Origin of the sequence: Alicyclobacillus acidoterrestris (genome assembly GCF_022674245.1) — a bacterium.
GTDB lineage: Bacteria > Bacillota > Bacilli > Alicyclobacillales > Alicyclobacillaceae > Alicyclobacillus > Alicyclobacillus acidoterrestris.
On the sequence record NZ_CP080467.1, the window covers coordinates 2,871,838 to 2,887,949 of the forward strand.

The 16,112-nt window shown below is 52.0% G+C and carries 19 protein-coding genes; 4 read left to right on the forward strand and 15 right to left on the reverse strand.

The annotated features are described in order from the left end of the window. Window positions 1-193: 193 nt before the first annotated feature. Together K1I37_RS13965 and K1I37_RS13970 are read right to left on the reverse strand one after the other, a co-directional pair. A complete protein-coding gene (locus K1I37_RS13965; protein WP_223204260.1) occupies window positions 194-745 on the reverse strand; it encodes an NADPH-dependent FMN reductase in 552 nt (183 codons plus the stop codon). 15 nt (window positions 746-760) lie between these two features. Further along, window positions 761-1,831: an LLM class flavin-dependent oxidoreductase gene (locus tag K1I37_RS13970; RefSeq protein ID WP_021298667.1), complete on the reverse strand. Its 1,071-nt coding sequence runs from the start codon at window positions 1,829-1,831 to the stop codon at window positions 761-763. A 260-nt stretch (window positions 1,832-2,091) separates the two neighbouring features. Here K1I37_RS13970 and K1I37_RS13975 point away from each other — a divergent pair, with 260 nt between their 5' ends. Further along, window positions 2,092-2,820, forward strand: a complete 729-nt coding sequence (locus tag K1I37_RS13975) for a VIT1/CCC1 transporter family protein (protein ID WP_021298666.1) — start codon at window positions 2,092-2,094, stop codon at window positions 2,818-2,820. Between the two features lie 60 nt (window positions 2,821-2,880). Then, window positions 2,881-3,585 carry a hypothetical protein gene (locus K1I37_RS13980; RefSeq protein WP_152498885.1) on the forward strand — a complete coding sequence of 235 codons (705 nt, stop codon included), beginning with the start codon at window positions 2,881-2,883 and terminating at the stop codon, window positions 3,583-3,585. 177 nt (window positions 3,586-3,762) lie between these two features. Here K1I37_RS13980 and K1I37_RS13985 read toward each other — a convergent pair whose 3' ends face one another. From K1I37_RS13985 to K1I37_RS14010, 6 genes are all read right to left on the reverse strand, one after another. Then, a complete protein-coding gene (locus tag K1I37_RS13985; protein WP_031219342.1) occupies window positions 3,763-4,218 on the reverse strand; it encodes a GNAT family N-acetyltransferase in 456 nt (151 codons plus the stop codon). A gap of 26 nt (window positions 4,219-4,244) precedes the next feature. Continuing rightward, complete coding sequence (locus K1I37_RS13990) at window positions 4,245-4,736, reverse strand: GNAT family N-acetyltransferase (protein WP_021298663.1); 492 nt, start codon at window positions 4,734-4,736, stop codon at window positions 4,245-4,247. Next, complete coding sequence (locus K1I37_RS13995) at window positions 4,733-5,296, reverse strand: GNAT family N-acetyltransferase (RefSeq protein ID WP_021298662.1); 564 nt, start codon at window positions 5,294-5,296, stop codon at window positions 4,733-4,735. Before K1I37_RS13995 ends, K1I37_RS13990 begins: the two co-directional genes overlap by 4 nt. Continuing rightward, a complete protein-coding gene (locus K1I37_RS14000; RefSeq protein ID WP_031219339.1) occupies window positions 5,293-6,051 on the reverse strand; it encodes a class I SAM-dependent methyltransferase in 759 nt (252 codons plus the stop codon). Before K1I37_RS14000 ends, K1I37_RS13995 begins: the two co-directional genes overlap by 4 nt. Window positions 6,052-6,079: 28 nt before the next feature. After that, window positions 6,080-6,637 (reverse strand): GNAT family N-acetyltransferase, encoded by a 558-nt coding sequence (locus tag K1I37_RS14005; protein ID WP_021298660.1) that lies wholly within the window; start codon window positions 6,635-6,637, stop codon window positions 6,080-6,082. 412 nt (window positions 6,638-7,049) lie between these two features. Continuing rightward, on the reverse strand, window positions 7,050-8,027 hold the full coding sequence (locus K1I37_RS14010) for a bile acid:sodium symporter family protein (RefSeq protein WP_146824321.1): 978 nt from the start codon (window positions 8,025-8,027) through the stop codon (window positions 7,050-7,052). Window positions 8,028-8,160: 133 nt separating this feature from the next. On the opposite strand from K1I37_RS14010, the gene K1I37_RS14015 reads away from it, so the two are divergent. Beyond that, a complete protein-coding gene (locus tag K1I37_RS14015) occupies window positions 8,161-8,319 on the forward strand; it encodes a hypothetical protein (protein WP_242215920.1) in 159 nt (52 codons plus the stop codon). A 91-nt stretch (window positions 8,320-8,410) separates the two neighbouring features. Here K1I37_RS14015 and map read toward each other — a convergent pair whose 3' ends face one another. After that, window positions 8,411-9,664 carry a type I methionyl aminopeptidase gene (gene map / locus K1I37_RS14020; protein WP_021298657.1) on the reverse strand — a complete coding sequence of 418 codons (1,254 nt, stop codon included), beginning with the start codon at window positions 9,662-9,664 and terminating at the stop codon, window positions 8,411-8,413. A gap of 111 nt (window positions 9,665-9,775) precedes the next feature. Here map and def point away from each other — a divergent pair, with 111 nt between their 5' ends. Continuing rightward, window positions 9,776-10,525 carry a peptide deformylase gene (gene def, locus K1I37_RS14025; protein WP_021298656.1) on the forward strand — a complete coding sequence of 250 codons (750 nt, stop codon included), beginning with the start codon at window positions 9,776-9,778 and terminating at the stop codon, window positions 10,523-10,525. A gap of 143 nt (window positions 10,526-10,668) precedes the next feature. On the opposite strand, the gene K1I37_RS14030 is transcribed toward def, so the two are convergent. The 6 genes from K1I37_RS14030 to pcp form a co-directional block, all read right to left on the reverse strand. Beyond that, on the reverse strand, window positions 10,669-11,376 hold the full coding sequence (locus K1I37_RS14030) for a class I SAM-dependent methyltransferase (protein ID WP_161624401.1): 708 nt from the start codon (window positions 11,374-11,376) through the stop codon (window positions 10,669-10,671). Window positions 11,377-11,532: 156 nt separating this feature from the next. Continuing rightward, window positions 11,533-11,967, reverse strand: coding sequence for a GlcG/HbpS family heme-binding protein (locus K1I37_RS14035; RefSeq protein WP_021298654.1), 435 nt, complete (start codon window positions 11,965-11,967; stop codon window positions 11,533-11,535). Continuing rightward, complete coding sequence (locus K1I37_RS14040; RefSeq protein ID WP_021298653.1) at window positions 11,964-12,254, reverse strand: 2Fe-2S iron-sulfur cluster-binding protein; 291 nt, start codon at window positions 12,252-12,254, stop codon at window positions 11,964-11,966. The genes K1I37_RS14035 and K1I37_RS14040 overlap by 4 nt, the downstream gene beginning before the upstream one ends. A 39-nt stretch (window positions 12,255-12,293) precedes the next feature. Next, window positions 12,294-13,493, reverse strand: coding sequence for an acyl-CoA dehydrogenase family protein (locus K1I37_RS14045; RefSeq protein WP_021298652.1), 1,200 nt, complete (start codon window positions 13,491-13,493; stop codon window positions 12,294-12,296). 33 nt (window positions 13,494-13,526) lie between these two features. Next, window positions 13,527-14,447: a catechol 2,3-dioxygenase gene (locus tag K1I37_RS14050; protein WP_031219334.1), complete on the reverse strand. Its 921-nt coding sequence runs from the start codon at window positions 14,445-14,447 to the stop codon at window positions 13,527-13,529. Window positions 14,448-15,402: 955 nt separating this feature from the next. Beyond that, window positions 15,403-16,062, reverse strand: coding sequence for a pyroglutamyl-peptidase I (gene pcp / locus K1I37_RS14055; RefSeq protein ID WP_021298650.1), 660 nt, complete (start codon window positions 16,060-16,062; stop codon window positions 15,403-15,405). Window positions 16,063-16,112 lie beyond the last annotated feature (50 nt).

Sequence of the window (16,112 nt, forward strand, 5' to 3'; positions counted from 1 at the left end):
TAAAGTACGGGGGGATATATCAGCAATCCGAATGTCATTAGGAATGTTTAACAGCAACGGCAAGCCAATACGGCTTGCCGTTAACCTTGTTTATCCTTGTCGTTTATCCTTGTCATCGTGCTCACTCGTGCAACAGTGAACCAACCTGGCGAAAGTCAGCGTCACTCGCGCAGGTCATGCTTTGCGTACGCTCTTAAAACCCGTATTCTGCTTCTTTCTCTTCGCGAAGTTTTGTATAAGTTTTGGTCAATAGGACGGTATCCTCAACCAGTCGCTCGATTCGAAAAAGAACATCATCATTTACAATTTCCTTGCGATAGAAATCAGATTCCTCGATAAATACGTAGCTCTGCACAATCTGCGCTTTCATATAGCCTAAAATCGGCTTCAGGTGATGCTCTGCGACCAAATAGTGTTTTGACGATCCCGCTGTCACCACAATACCCACAACTTTATCTCGAAATGCACTCTCTGGGAGCAAGTCAAAGATGTTTTTTAATGTCCCCGGAATAGATGCCTGAAAAATGGGCGTTCCAATGACAACGGCATCGGCATCCATAATGGCTCTTGCCACAATCCCCGTATCCCCATCATACTCGAGGTAGTTCCTTCCATCACTAAACTGGACATCATATTCGCCTAAATCAATAAGCGATGTTTCAACCTCTGGATACTTTTCAGCGAAAGACGTTTGTATATGATTCAACGCTGTTCTTGTTTTCGATCCGACTCTTGAACCAGACAAAAGCAATACCTCATTTTACTCAGCCTCCTGTTTTGGAGCCGTATACTTTCGAATGGCAGGCAGGATTTCCGTAGCGATAATCTCGATATTCTTCGCTAGCTTATCGAATGGTACACCGCCGAAATCCATCTGCGCGATATAGCGCTGGTGCCCGAACAGTTCATGCTGATAGAGCATCTTCTCAATGATTTGCTGCGGACTTCCGACGTTCATAATATGGCGTGTATCGCCGCCTTGCGCCCACAATTGTTTGGAAAATCCTTGACCGTTCGTCAACTTCATACCCTCGTTGATATGCGGATAATATTCCTTCAGCGCTTGTTGTGTCGTTTCGGCTGCATAGAAAAACCCGGTTGTTCCGACCGGAAGCGTCGCAGGGTCAAAGCCATTCATCTTCGCAGCCTCACGGTAGGCATCAATGGTTCGCTTAAAATAGGCAGCAGGCCCTCCCAGATGAGCCATGATCATCGGCACTCCAGCATATCCAGCCTTGATAGCGCTGGCGGGCGTTCCACCCACTGCGCGCCAAATGGGCAGAGATCCATGAAGCGGGCGTGGCAAAACCTTCGCATCCCGCAACGGAGCCCGGAACTTACCACTCCAATTCACAACTTCTTCCCTGTTTATCTGCAATAAAAGGTCGAATTTCTCTTCAAACAGCTCTTCGTAATCATGGAGATCGTAACCTAGTAATTCAAAAAGCCCAACCCTTGAAGCGCGACCAGCTACGATTTCCGCGCGACCATTCGAAATCAAGTCGATTGTTGCGAAGTTTTCATACACCCGAACGGGATCGGAAGTGCTGATAATCGTAGAAGAACTCCCAATCTTAATGGTCTTTGTGGCTTGAGCAATCGCCGCCAAAACCACAGCATGTGCCTGCGTGGCGAAGTACTCCTGATGACTTTCACCAACGCTAAAAAAATCAACGCCAGCCTGCTCAGCAAGCTTCGCTAATTCAATAATTTCATGAATTCGCTGTGCCGCAGAAATGCGTTGCCCAGTGTATGGATTCGCGAGATGGTCTCCCAACGTATAAATACCAAATTCTAAGCCTTTGCTTCTATCAATTCTATACTGTTCCATCTGTATCTCTCCCTATTGGGTGTGCCTATCGGCTTCATTCAGAAACGACTAATGATAGTATAATCAACTCAGTGAAAAATATATAGTATCTATTTAAATGTATGAAACTGTTTAGTGAATGTAATCACACGGATTGGACAGATATAAGTCATTCCGTTCGCTCCTACATACTTCTGCGGTAACAATTGACTAATATGTTTGTCCAATTCAATAATGGGCCTCAGCAAAGCATTGATATGCAGTGTACAGAGGTGATCTACATGACAACAATGTCCCCAACCGCCAGGCTGGATCAACTTATCGGAAGTGAACAAAAGAAAAATGCAACCAACTGGGTAGGCGATGCAATATACGGAGTGAATGATGGTCTGGGTGCGATATTTGGAATCATATCGGGGGTTGCCGGCTATACACCGGATAGTCATACCATCTTAGTTTCTGGCTTTTTTGGCGCCCTTGCGAGCACTTTGTCCATGGGCGCTGGCGCATGGTTAGCAACGAAATCCGAAAACGAACTAATGGAACGCACTCGAAAAGAAGTAGAACATAGTGTCCGTGAAAACCCAGACAAAGAGATCGAAATACTGTCGCTGATATATCAAATAAAAGGATTTTCGGAGGAAGACGCGTCACGGATTGCATCTCATTTCGCTTCGGATAACGAGAGATTTATCCAGACAATGACACAAGAAAAACATGGGATACATGAAGCGAGTCTTGGAAATCCATGGACATCCGCGTTGGTTGGTTCAATCTCCACCTTTGTTGGCGCGATTATACCGCTCTTGCCGTTCTTTTTCATGAGAGGACTACCGGCGATAATTGCCGCAGCAATGATTAGTCTATTGGCCCACTTCATCGTTGGCACTGCAAAAAGTACCATCACAATCCGCTCGTGGTGGTCTAGTGGACTCGAAATGACAATCGCTGGTGTGATTGTCGGTGTTGCATCGTATGCACTCGGTATTTTAGGGAGCTATATACTTTGAACACGTTTTGGCTCGACTTCCCGAGGCTTTTATGAACATAGATTGGAGAGAATAGAATTGATGCATCGTCGACAGCTCTATGCTGACAAACACGCTTCCGCTATCCGTAATGAACGGTTGACCGCACTTGCCGGTGCTGTGCTCTTTATACTCATCGTGACAGAGCTTGTGATTACCGCGAACTTACACACGTTGATCTCAGTACACATTTTTGTCGGTATACTTTTGTCTGGCCCACTTGTCGTGAAGATGTTCAGTACGGGTTATCGTTTTTTTCGCTTCTACACGAACTCACCGACTTTCGTTCGGAAAGGTCCTCCGAACATTTGGCTACGAATTTTAGCACCTTTCCTCGTTTTCATCACGATTTTAGTCTTTATTAGCGGATGGGGACTGGCAGTGGCTGGACCAACGCACATGGGACTGTTTCTCAAGATTCATGCGGCAAGTGTCGCTCTATGGTTACCACTTTTAGCCGTCCATGTGTACGCCTACCTTAGAAAAGTCCCTCGTCTCATCGCAAGTGATTGGACAAGCCAACCCGCTGAACGCGTGTCTGGACACTTGTCGCGTCTCTGGACTAATATGGCTGCTATTCTCGTTGGGATAGTTGCCGCCATCTTCATGATTCCCGTTTCTTCTCCTTGGAACCATTGGCGAATTACTCGCGGGATACCAAGTCCACTCATTTTAGGGCTTTTTGCTGCTCTATTCGCGGTGTTCATCGCAGTACCAATTCTCCGTAGCAATTCTAGGAAGAAATGAAGCGACTCTGTACCTTCCGGACTTTTAAAATTTCAGATGGGCATAAAAGGCCATTAGAACGCGGTATGGAAATGCCGCGTTCTTTGCATGTTTCAATTGCGGACAACATCCGTATCCATCACCAACAATCGTCTCAGCACTGAAATCAGAAGCTTAGGATCAACCAACGCTTTCACTTCAACCATGGTCGCTACATGGCGAATGTCTCTTCACAAATCGATAACCCGTTACTTCATACCCGATTGATTTGTAAAAATGATGTGCCTCTTCTTCTCGACCAAATCCACTCACCAACCAAGTCCCGATACACCCAAGTTGCCTTGCTAATCCTTCAGCATAGTCAACAAGAAAGCGCCCTACTCCTTTACGGCGCGCCTCGTCATCAACAACCAATGCAGAGATTTCCCCATATCTGCTTGCATCCTCAATGTTTTCACGAATTCTAAAGGCCAAACATCCAAGAATCATCCCGTTTTCGTGACAGACATACAAGGCATCATAAGGGCTTTCAGCAACAAATTTTAGGCGGTTTGCCATTGTATCAGCCGAAACCGTATGGCCGGTGAGTTGTGTCATTAAAGCACATAACACGGGGATATCATTGATTTCCGCACTGCGAATATCCAATGCCATCATGTCATCTCCCAATTCCAACCGCATCACGTTCCAGTCCATTTTGACATCCAGATATCATCCACAAAATTTCCCTCAATGAAAAATTCGTTGCGAAGACGCCCCTCTTCGACGAACCCCACTCGCTCGTACAATGCTCGGGCACCCTGATTTGTCTCTAAGACACGTAAGGACAGCTTATATACGTGGTGCATTCGGGCGTGGACTTCGGCCGCATGCAACAATGCCGTCGCGATTCCTTGACGCTGCATCTTCGGGTGAACAGCGATATCGATGAGCCACACGTGGCGATTGGCTAAGAGGCACGTCGGTGCAGCCAAACCGATATAGCCAACCACCTCATCTTCGACCTTGGCAACCAGAATCATCCGCGTCTGCAGGTGACGGCGATACACTTCCAGAGACTCTGTCGGTGACGGCGCAGGAGAAACCGCCGGATGCCATGTGAGCCGGTCAATTTCTTGCAAATACGTGGCATCCGCCGAACGGTATTTGCGGATGACCGGAGACACCTTCACACAGATGCCCCCTTTTCAATGAGCCGCTTCTCCAACTCGATTTCATCGTGAATCTCAATGCCATCGTCGCCAACGAGGGGAATCGTCGGTTTGATTTGTCGCGCCGCGTCAATGGCCCCAGGATACACGGCTGTCATGCGATATTTTCGCCTCTGATAAAAGCGCAGCGCATTCAGGTTGTCATTGCTCGTAATCAGCCATACTCGATGACAACCAGCAGATAGGGCCGCCTGCTCCACCGCAGCCAGTAATTTTGTGCCAATCCCGCCACCTTGCCTCGTCGCGTTGATACTCATCAACTCGCAGCCCGTATCCGCTATCCGATAAGTCGCCGCACCGACGAGTTCATGACCACATCGCGCGACAAGCGCCTGTAAATCCGCAAGACCATACACCTGTCCGTGACTGACCATCGTCTCTCCGCCCCACTCTTCCTGCCAAAGCGTGATCAACCAACGCGTGTCGTCAGCCGTTTGCGGTGCGGTGATAACCACTTCCTCATTTGATACAGCAACACGTTCTTGCTCGTCTTGGTGTCTACCAGATAGTGAAGACGTCACGACGGCTTCACCGCCGCAACGCGGATGCGTTTATAGTCAATCACCCATTGCCCATCCATGAACAAATGAGGCTTTGTCAGTTCCATGACGCGATGGATGATGTTTTGTCGATCCGCCTCTGCAAACCCAACGAGAAAGTCCTCCGCAAATCCGTTCAGCCAGTGCTCGATACCCAGTTCTCCGTCAACCATGGCGGTCGGCCTATCAAAGTGCTCCGCGTAGGTCACCCGAAAACCCTGCCCCTCGAGTAACGTTGCATATTCTCCAATACTCGGAAAAAACCAAGGATTGCGCTCAGTCGAATCAACACCCTGCTCACGTAACGCGATAGTGAGTGCATCAACCACACGTTGAACATTTCCCTTGCCACCGAATTCTGCGACGAATCGGCCACCTGCTTTGAGCGCCTTCCATACGGATTGAATCACGGCAGTCGGGTTCTGCATCCAGTGCAATGCGGCGTTTGAGAACACTGCGTCGAACGTCTCCGATGTCGAAAAATCTTGCGCATCGCCGACGCGAAACGAAAGATCCGGGTATTTCCTACGCGCCTGCTCCACCATCCGCTCTGACACATCGATGCCCACTACGGATGCACCTAATCTTGCAATTTGATTGGTTAAGTCCCCCGTTCCACAACCGATGTCAAGGACGCGCTCACCAGGCTGTGGATGCAGGAGTTCTACCACCTGCCTGCCGTATTCCGAGACAAATCCCAATTTTTCATCATAGTGTTTCGCGGCAACGTGGCTCATCCCCGTCACAAAGCCTCACTCCTTCACCTCAAGTGGTGGATTCACTCGTGATCCACTCGCGTTCTAACATCACATAGACCACGTGGTCGACGTAGCGATTATCCACCCATTCTACATCGCGGCAAATGCCCTCCTGTACGAATCCGATCCGCTCTGGAATCGCTCGACTCTTACGATTTTCAACGGCTGCTCGGATTTCCACGCGATGAAGCCCGTATTCCTTGAACAATGTATCGGTGACCGCTCGACACGCGCGCGTCATAATCCCTTTTCCCTGTTTGTCGTGACTCAGCCAATAGCCAATGGATGCAGATCGGTTTGCCCAATTCACCCCGTGACAACCAATCGCACCGACCAGTTCGCCGTGATATAAAACACCTGCCTGAAATCCTTGATTGGACGCGAATTGCCGCAGTGTGGACTCAATAAAAGCCAATGTGTCCGCAACTGACGTCGTCGCATCGACCCACGGCAGCCACTCCCGCAAATACGTACGCGAATGGTCCGTGAGGGCGTACATTTTCTCAGCATCCCGAATTTCCAGTAGTTTCAGTTGAATTTCATCGTCGACGCGCAGACAAAACACGCTGGTTCTCCCCTTATCCACCCAAAATCCATTTCGCGATCACCACATCAACTTCGCTGGACCCCTATGCATAGATTGACCCTACTGTACCATAAATTGGCGGTTTTCGGGTAGAACGACATCGTTTCGGAACTTTGGAGGATAATTCGCGGGGACGGGCGCGTGAAGGGCGGCACATAGAGCAGATTATCTGCGCTATCTTCAGATTTTCAGCCAGGCCGGTCGGTATAGGGCACGCAAAATGCCCTATTGACCCAAAGGCCGCCCGATAAAGGCATAAAACCAAGGATTAGCGCAGTTTTCGTGTCTTATGGGCGTCAAAAAACACCTGCGTGTCTTAATAAGACATTCTGCCGGATAGTCCCACTCGCCGCGGCACGAGGCTCCACCGCCCTTGCGCCACGTCCACCAATCAAGCCTCTATGGGGCTTTCCACTTCGGCAGGGTTGGCGGCCTCTGCATTTCGCTGTTGCATGCGGCTATAAATGCTGGCCAAAATTGCACCCGAAATGTTGTGCCACACACTGAAGATGGCACTGGGCACAGCGGCAATCGGCGTGAAATGTGCCTTCGCAATCGCGACGCCAAGTGCCGAATTCTGCATGCCGACTTCCAGCGATACAGCGGCTCGCTTGGGCAGATCCATCCGGAGCAACTTCGCTAAAATGTAGCCCAGGGTGAAGCCGCACACGTTATGTAGCACAACTGCGGCAAAGATGAGCAACCCGGTCGCGGCGATTTGTTGGTGACTGCCACTGACAACCCCCGCCACAATCGCGATGATGGCGATGGCGGATACCAAAGGCAATACTTTCTTACTGGCCGTAGCGGTGCCACGGAAAAAGGTTTTTACGATTAACCCCACAAGAATCGGAAGAATGATGACCTCGACAATTTGCCAGAATAGCGACAGCGGGTTGACCGCTACCCATTTACTTGCAAACAAAAGAATGAGTGCAGGGGTCACAATTGGCGCCAACAAAGTCGAGACCGAAGCAATGGAGACCGCGAGGGATACGTCCCCTCTGGCCAAGAACGTCATGACATTTGAGGATGTACCACTTGGGCAGCTCCCCACCAAAATCACACCAACTGAGATATCCGGTGGCAACCGCAGGGCCAAACAGATTAAAAACGCCAATAGCGGCATCACCACAAAGTGGCTAGCCACCCCTATCGCCACATCCTTGGGACGGCGAAACACCTCTTGAAAGTCCTTCGGTGACAGCGTCAATCCCATGCCAAACATGACGACGCCCAATAATTCCACGGTGTATTTTCCGAGCCATTCAAATCCACTTGGCGCAATAAACGAAATAATCGCAAACAACAAAACCCAATAAGCGAACGTTCCTCCAACAAATCGGCTAACGCTTTCAAGAGCTCTGATAACCATCAATCCTCCCATGATTTCTTCATAAAACATAGTAGTACAAAAACCTGAAAATTCAACAAACAATTTGCACCCCCATCGACAGAGGGCGCGGGCGCATAAGCCAGTTGGGGATCGCATAAATAGTGCCATGAAACGTCAACAGAAACCGAACTCGTCCTTGCTCTGGTTCAATATCAACTTCTCCATCGTATTCGCCATTTTGTTCCTACTCACTGGCCACCCGCTTTTATCGCTCGTTGAGGTGGCCTGTGGGCTTTGGTGCTTAGCACAAACCAAACGACAGTAACCGGCCGGGCCATCGCGACCACCACGCGCGTTTGCGCTGCCTGTCGACGCTGCACCGCTCCGTTGCTGCGATGCACCATCGCCCTGGGCCATCAAGACCAGCGTGTATCCCCGGCCGATGTCACTGCCTTATGCATCAACTTCGTGTTCGCATAGGGCATCTCCACCGGTTGGAACCCGAGTCGCTCATAAAATCGAATGGCTCGCCGATTGTTCGTCTGCACGCACAATTCCACGCCAGCTAGACCACGTGCCCTGGCGGCTTCCTCCAAATACCGCATCACTTGTTTGCCGAGTCCCTGTCCTTGAATGTCAGAAGCGATGACCACCGTATGCAAAAACATCACATCTTGGCGCTCTGAGTAGGTAAAAAATCCAGCTAAGCCGTCCTCCGTTTCCAAGACTTTTGTGGTGGCTGACGGATCGAAAATCTCGTCCGGGCGAACACGGCGTCCCCATGCGGTTATCAGGATATCGTCCATTTCTGCAGCCGCCAGTTGCAGCAAGCGCGACTTGTCGTCCTCCCTCATGTCGCGGTATTGGACAGGCAAAGCGGGGCGGTCACTCGTGCTGTTCGGTAGCTTCGTCAAAATCTCCGGCTGCCCGTCTGTGATGACGATGGTGTGCTCGAAGTGTGCGCAGAGCGAACCATCTGCGGTGACATCGGTCCAACCATCCGACCTGCAGAGCGTATAGCGAGTCCCCATGCTCACGACTGGCTCAACGGCGATGACCATTCCCTCGCGCAGACGCGGGCCGCGACCCGGTGGGCCAAAGTTGGCGATGATGGGATCTTCATGCAACGACGTACCAATCCCATGTCCGTTGGCGTGACGAATCACGGCATACCCACTATCCTGAATCATCTGGCCGATGGCATAAGAGATATCCGAGCAATGGCCACCCGGCCTCGCGCATTGGATACCCGCCGCTAAGGCTTGCCGAGTCGCTGCGACCAATTGAGCTGCCTGCGCCGGCACGGGTTCGATGATATGTGTGTACGCGCAATCGGTGTGATATCCCGCGTACTCGATGCTGATGTCAATTTTGACAAGATCCCCTGGTTGAATCGCGTAGTCGCCAGGAATGCCATGCCCGACTTCCTCGTTGATGGAAATACAAATGTCCCCCGGAAAACCAAGTGCATCCCGAATGGACGATTTCGCCCCCGCCTGTCGAATTTCTGCCCCGGCAATCGCGTCCAGTTCGCGCGTCGTGATGCCGGGTTGTATGGCATGACGCAGCACTTCGTGGACCTGCGCATTGATTTCACCGCATTGCCGCATGTTGGACAATTCCTGTTCGGTTCTGGTGTAAATCACAGAATCCGCCCCTTTCATAGGCATTTATATGAACTTCCTATAAGCCGTGGAAACGGGCAGATATAACCTGGGCATTCGTCGATGCAACACATTCCTAAACGGCATCTCTATACACTAATACGAGGGGGGTTCTGTATGTCGATTCGGCCCATACTTCAGGGCGATATCCAAGCGTTGCGTCAAGTGAGCGATCCGGTCACTGCGTTCGACCAAAAGTTAAAACAAGTCATCGACGATTTATCAGACACCGTGACTGCACATCGTGGACTCGGTCTGGCCGCACCACAAATCGACATTCCAATGCGGGTGATTGTCGTCGATGTCGGCGCCGGCGTGCAGGTGTTCGTGAACCCCGAAATCGTGGCGGCAAAAGGCGAAGTAGACGGGTACGAATCTTGTCTGAGCTTTCCGGATCACACCTTGAACATTCGGCGCCCACAGCAAATCACAGTGCGCGCGCAGGACGCAGACGGGCGGGAATTTTCGCTAGAGGCGACGGATTTGTTGGCGCGGGTGATTTGTCACGAGGTCGATCACCTCAACGGCATCCTATTCATGGATTACCTGTCGGAAGAGGAAATGGTATTGCAAGCCCTCGGCCTGTTGCTCGACGATGACGATGAGACAGCCGAAACGGAAGAAGCGTCCGATGACACAGATATCGAGACCCAGGCAGAAGAATACGCGCGCCAGCAAGAGCTGCAATTGATTGCCGACACCTTAGCAGAGCTCTCGTGGAAACTGACGCTATCGCTCGAGATGTTGCAAGATTATCGCGCACAACTAGCGGGCGACATCGATTGGAATCGTCTAGAGGGATGTAACGACGCGTTAGAACAACTGATTGAAACATTGGAGGAGAATTTGTCTCATACACCGCGCTGATGTCGCGCATCCTGCCCAAGTATCGAGCGGTCATAACCAAAAGGGCGACCGAAACGGCCACCCTGCGATACACAAGATAGCGACCAGCAGGGCGCACAAGCGCATCCACCAAGTCGCCCTGCTCGACGTTATGCAGTCATGGATTATGGCTTAACTGCAGCAAAAAGCCCTCGGTTCCCATGCAGATGAATGCAGGCCGTTTCAAAACCAACCTGACGCAACCAAGCGAGATGTTCGTCAACCAGGACCGGATAATCTCCTCGATTCAACACGATCTCGCGATGCGCCGCAAAACTGTCGCCTTCGTGGGCCGCTACCTCCGAACCGTGCAATTTATCCTGACGCTGCCACACCGTCTGGAACACCTTGTACAACCCTTGGGTTTCCACCTGCAAACGGTCGAGCAACAAAAAGATGCCGCCGGGTTCAAGTACGTTGAATGTGTATTGATACACCGACTGCATCTGCGCTTTCGAGAGATGGTGCAACGACTGAATTGCAATCGCAAATTGATATGGGTGCTTGGGGAGTTTCAAGGTCTGAATGTCTCCCAAGTCGTGTTGAACCGATTCGAATGTATTCGGATAATCGGCTAACCGCTTCGCAGCTAATTGCATCATCGCTTGCGAGTTGTCCACGCCGACGACCGACGCCTGTGCAACTTTATCAAAAATCAGCTTTTCAACCTTACCCGAACCATATCCAAGGTCCAAAATCCAATTTCCAGGTTGATAGCCGTCTGCGAGAATCGACACCAAAATATCGAGCTGTTCCGAACGCAGCGGGTTCCAGGTTCCCCCTTGCTCGTCCCACTGCTTGGCCGTATCTGGATTTCCCCAATTTTGCGTCATACGGATTCCTCCTTCGCGCGCACTGCCAAACCACGCTGCGCTGGCGATGTATGCCAACATGATACACGAAGATTCGCCAGTGCGCGTTGGGGAACCATACATTTCAGCCTAAATAGACTCCTACATAGAATATCAACCGTCCTAGAGCGCGCTTTCTCACGAGCGGAGGTATGTCTCCAGTTCCGCCAATCCAGCTTTTGCACACAGTTCGTCCTGTTCGCCTGTGCCGCCCGACACGCCAATGCCACCCGCTACGCGCCCTTCAATCAAGATGGGCAGCCCACCTGCGAAAATCGTCAAACGATTCGTATGGACGATGCCGTGCAACAAAGCCGGATTCTTTTCAAGCATTGGATACCACTGTGACGTCGGCATGCCAAATGCGCTCGCCGAGTACGCCTTATTTTGTGCGATCTCGCCACTCAAAAGCGGCGCATCATCCATGCGGATAAACCCTTTCAAGTTGCCCCCATCGTCGACGATGGCCACATTCACAGACGTTCCCAGGTCTTGTGCGCAGGCGCAAGCTGCTTCGAGCATCTTCACGACAATGGGTTGTGAAATCGCCGGTTTATGAAAATAGACGTTCAAGTGTCCCCCGCCTCCATCGACACACAAAGGTTGCTCCTAGGATACGTTTTGCACGCCAGCGTGTAATTCAACACGCGTTCCTCGTCAGGGAGCACCGCTTTCGAGCTCACCCCTCGTTCAAAGCGCCCAGCCTGTACCTTCACTTTGCACATGCCACATCCACCACCACGGCAACCAAACGAAATTTTGATACCCTGTTTGCGTGCGGCGTCCAACAAGCTCTCTTGGCCGTCGCACGCAAAGACGGCGTCTTTCCACTGTCCGTCGACAATTTGAACCGTAAACACCGAGGAACCTCCTCTCAAGCGAACCGAAGGTCGACAAATTTACCAGACCGGGTCTCCCTTTAGACCAAACAACGTCCTGCCATATGCAGCCATCGAGTCCTCATAGAGGCTGTTCGGGTGCGCCGCAACGGCCAGGATGTCTCGTGTGAACAATTCCACAGGATCGCCCTTGAAGATAGCGGTACCCCCCAATGTCAGCATCGCGTTCACAGCGATGTTCGCGGCCGTTTTCACGACTTGGCCCCGCAACGCGAACAGTTCCTCGCGCTCGACGTCACTGACCACTGTTTTTCCTTCTTCCTGCCAGCGTTCCAACTGCTCAATATAGCGACGGATAAGTCCTTCGGACGCTTTCTGTTGCATCGTCATCTCGGCGTACAGCCGTTGGCTTCCGGAGGATTCTTTTTCTTTCGATCCGCCCTTAAACACGCGCACCCTCCGCTCGGTCCGCTCATGGAACAGGGCCAGAATCCGATCCACCCCGCCGAGGGCCACCACAGGGAACCCAAGCAGGAACAGCGGCATGAAGGGCATTCGATAAATGGGATCCGCTTCGTCATAATCGCCACCCGCAGGTTTGCCGGTCGAAAGCAAACGGCCCGCAGGAAGAATTCGATGCAAGGGGACATAGGCGCCGTCGACGCGGACACCATTGCTGCCAGAACCGCGAAGGCCTAAAGTATCCCAGTTGTCGACGATAGTGTAGTCGGATTTGGGGACCGCAAGCACGCAATACTCAGGCCCATCTCCATCCGGAAGTTCCATCATCGCGCCGAGGCCTACCCAGTCGGCCCACAAGACACCGCTGCAAAAATTCCATTGACCATACAGGCGGTAGCCATCACCGTCCTTCTCCACTCGCCCAATTGGCGCCACGACGTCCGCCAGCAGAACGTCGCCGCCGAGGATTTCCTCCCGTCCCTCCGGTGGAAGATTCGCGGCCCAGATGTCATGCGCAGAGTAAAAGTACGTCAGCCAGGCGGCCGGGATGTTATACCGGGCGACTGTGCGGATGATCTCGGCATATGTGTGTAAATCACAAGGAATTCCGCCAAATCGCTGGGGCTTCATCAACTTGTGAAACTCGGCATCGCGGATAGCTTTGGCGATGTTATCGGACAATCGAGCGTTCTTATCCCCCGCAAACGCCTCTGCTTCCGCCAATTTGCCGACTTCTTCCGCCCTCGCCAAAAGCGTCGCCACATCCACTCGCGCCTGTTTGGTCAGTGTCTTGGCCAATTGGATACCCTCCTGTTCACTCGAATCAAATTATCAGGTAAGCGCCTTCATGTAAGACTCTTCAATCAGCATGCGGCGGTGATAGAAAATCCCGTGCATGATTTTATCTTCCGTCCAGGTGATGGTCGGAAAGTCCGGGTACGTAATGTAACCGCTTGCAAATGCTTCGTTGCGATTTCCGGACGGATCGAAGAAGTAAACCGTCTGTCCCCTGGTCATTGCGTGGCGCGTAGGCGTTATCTCCACCGTCACATCGTGTTTTGACAGAATATCGGCCGCCTTCAACACGTCGTACCAGTGCTCCACATAAAACGCGGCGTGATGCAATTTTTTGTCTGGGCCTTTGATAAACGCCACATCGTGCGGTTTGCCGTTGGCAGCGTACATGAAGCTGCCCACCATATCCTCGCCGTCGACCGAAAGCACCTGCTCACTCTGGTATAACCCCAGCGCCTCCGTGAAAAAACGCGTAACCGTTTTCACGTCCTCGCCAGTTAACAAGACGTGGTCTAACCGATGCGGTGCAATCCCGCGTAACCCATCTGGCCACGGGTGTGGATTTAAAACGCCGACTTTCGTACCAAGCTGTTCAATCTCGCTGTACAGCTCCACTTGGTGTCCCGTCGGCAATTCGAACCGAATCGCCTCGCCCTCACCCAGCCGCGCGCCCTTCGAGATGCGTTTGAGTGTACAGCCAAACTGCTCAACCTTTTTCTCAAACTCGCTCAGGTCATCTTCCTTTTCCACCTTAAACGCGAAATGATCTAATCCAGGCGAGTCCGCTTGCTGAAGAATCAGACTATGGTGATCCCACTCGTCCCACGCCTTCAAGTAAACCTTGCCCTCTTCTTTGCCGACGACGTCCAGGCCGATGACATTGGTGTAATAGTCGACTGCGGTATCGAGATCCATCACGCGCAGCTGTGCCCTGCCAATCCGCATAATTCCCATCATGAGCACCCCTTTTGCTGGAGTAATGCGATGTATCCCTATGGTAAGCCTCCTTGGGATTTTGAGATACAAATCAATCAGTTGATTCTGTCCAGCCAGGTCACTGCGTTTTTGGCACGAACAGTACGGAATATTTCATCCGGCCCGATTCGAACCCATGCTGGACACCTATCCAGTACCGCCAATGGCAAACTCGCATTGGCTAGCTGTGAAAGGGTGGAAAATATCATGATGATGAACGTTTTAAGGGCAATGATGAATGGAGCATCAGCGCTGTCTAGCCATACACCGGCCGAAGATCCATCAGCAGAATCAGCCCAATCCGAGAACCCGGTGGACGCTCCGGTCGACGAGGACGGTACCACTGCCACACCGCACGTCGAGGAAGAATCTCCCCACGGGGCACAAGTTGCGCCACAGCGGCCTATCAGCCCAAATACTTCCCACGTCCCCGTGCAGCGTGACAGCGCGAGTGGCGCACCAGGGAAGCGTCGAGGCTTATTCTCGTTTCTCACACGGAAAAAACCAGCAAATAAGGGGATGCAAGGGCGCGCCCAACGCCCTCAGATGCGGCGGCCGGGGCCTGCAAATCAATTCTCTGTGCGCCCACACCCTCCGCAAGCATTTCACCACAACCCAAATTACGCAATCAATCCCTATGCCCGACCGCACCACCAAAGACCAGAAGTGCGTTGGACGCCAGGTCAACCTCCCTTGATGGGCCAGAGCCAGACACCTCGTCGCGTCCAACCGATACACCCAATGCCTCGAGGTGGCGCACCTTTCGCAGGCCATCCGGCTCACAGGACACCTCCAGGATTACCTAGACGTTCCCCACAGCATCTCCCACCGCGCCCAAGGCGTCAGCCTGGCCCTCACCCGTGGTTCTAGAAAAAAAAGACAGACGGCCAAGGCCGTCTGTCCCCGAGCATGCACCATTTGTTGCACGAAACAGCCCTTAAAACTCTTTTCCTGCAGATACGTGAATGTCCGTTTGCTGGCGAGCAGAGACCTGAACAGCAATCTCAACCGCGCGCACAATCGCGTCTAAGGACATGCTGGGCGCCTCTTTGTCTACCACCTGCTCCGGCAAAAACGGGATGTGGATGAAGCCGCCCCGAATGCCTGGGTACTCTGTGTTTAGCAAGTGCATCAGCCCATAAAATAAATGGTTACAGACATAGGTCCCGGCCGTGTTCGAGACAGATGCAGGAATCCCCGCGTCCTGTAGTGCGCGAACAATCGCTTTAATCGGCAGCCCCGTCCAATAAGCTGCAGGGCCGTCAGCGACAATGGGTTCGTCAATCGGCTGATTCCCCTCGTTGTCTGGAATCCGCGCGTCGTTCACGTTAATGGCAACCCGTTCCGGCGTAATATGATGCCGCCCACCCGCTTGGCCGACACAAATCACAATATCTGGTCGGTTCGCATCAATCGCTTGTCGCAACGAGGCAATCGAGGTGCCGAACACCGTAGGAATTTCTACCGGAATGACGTGGATAGCCCCCACTTCGTCCTCTATCACACGCCCTGTTAAGCGCTTGATAGCCTCCAGCGCCGGATTGACTTGCTCGCCACCAAACGGATCAAATCCTGTGACCAGAACTCGCGTCTTCATACTATCACGCCTTCCTTTACGAATCGTATACGTTGCCTGACCTCTTAAGC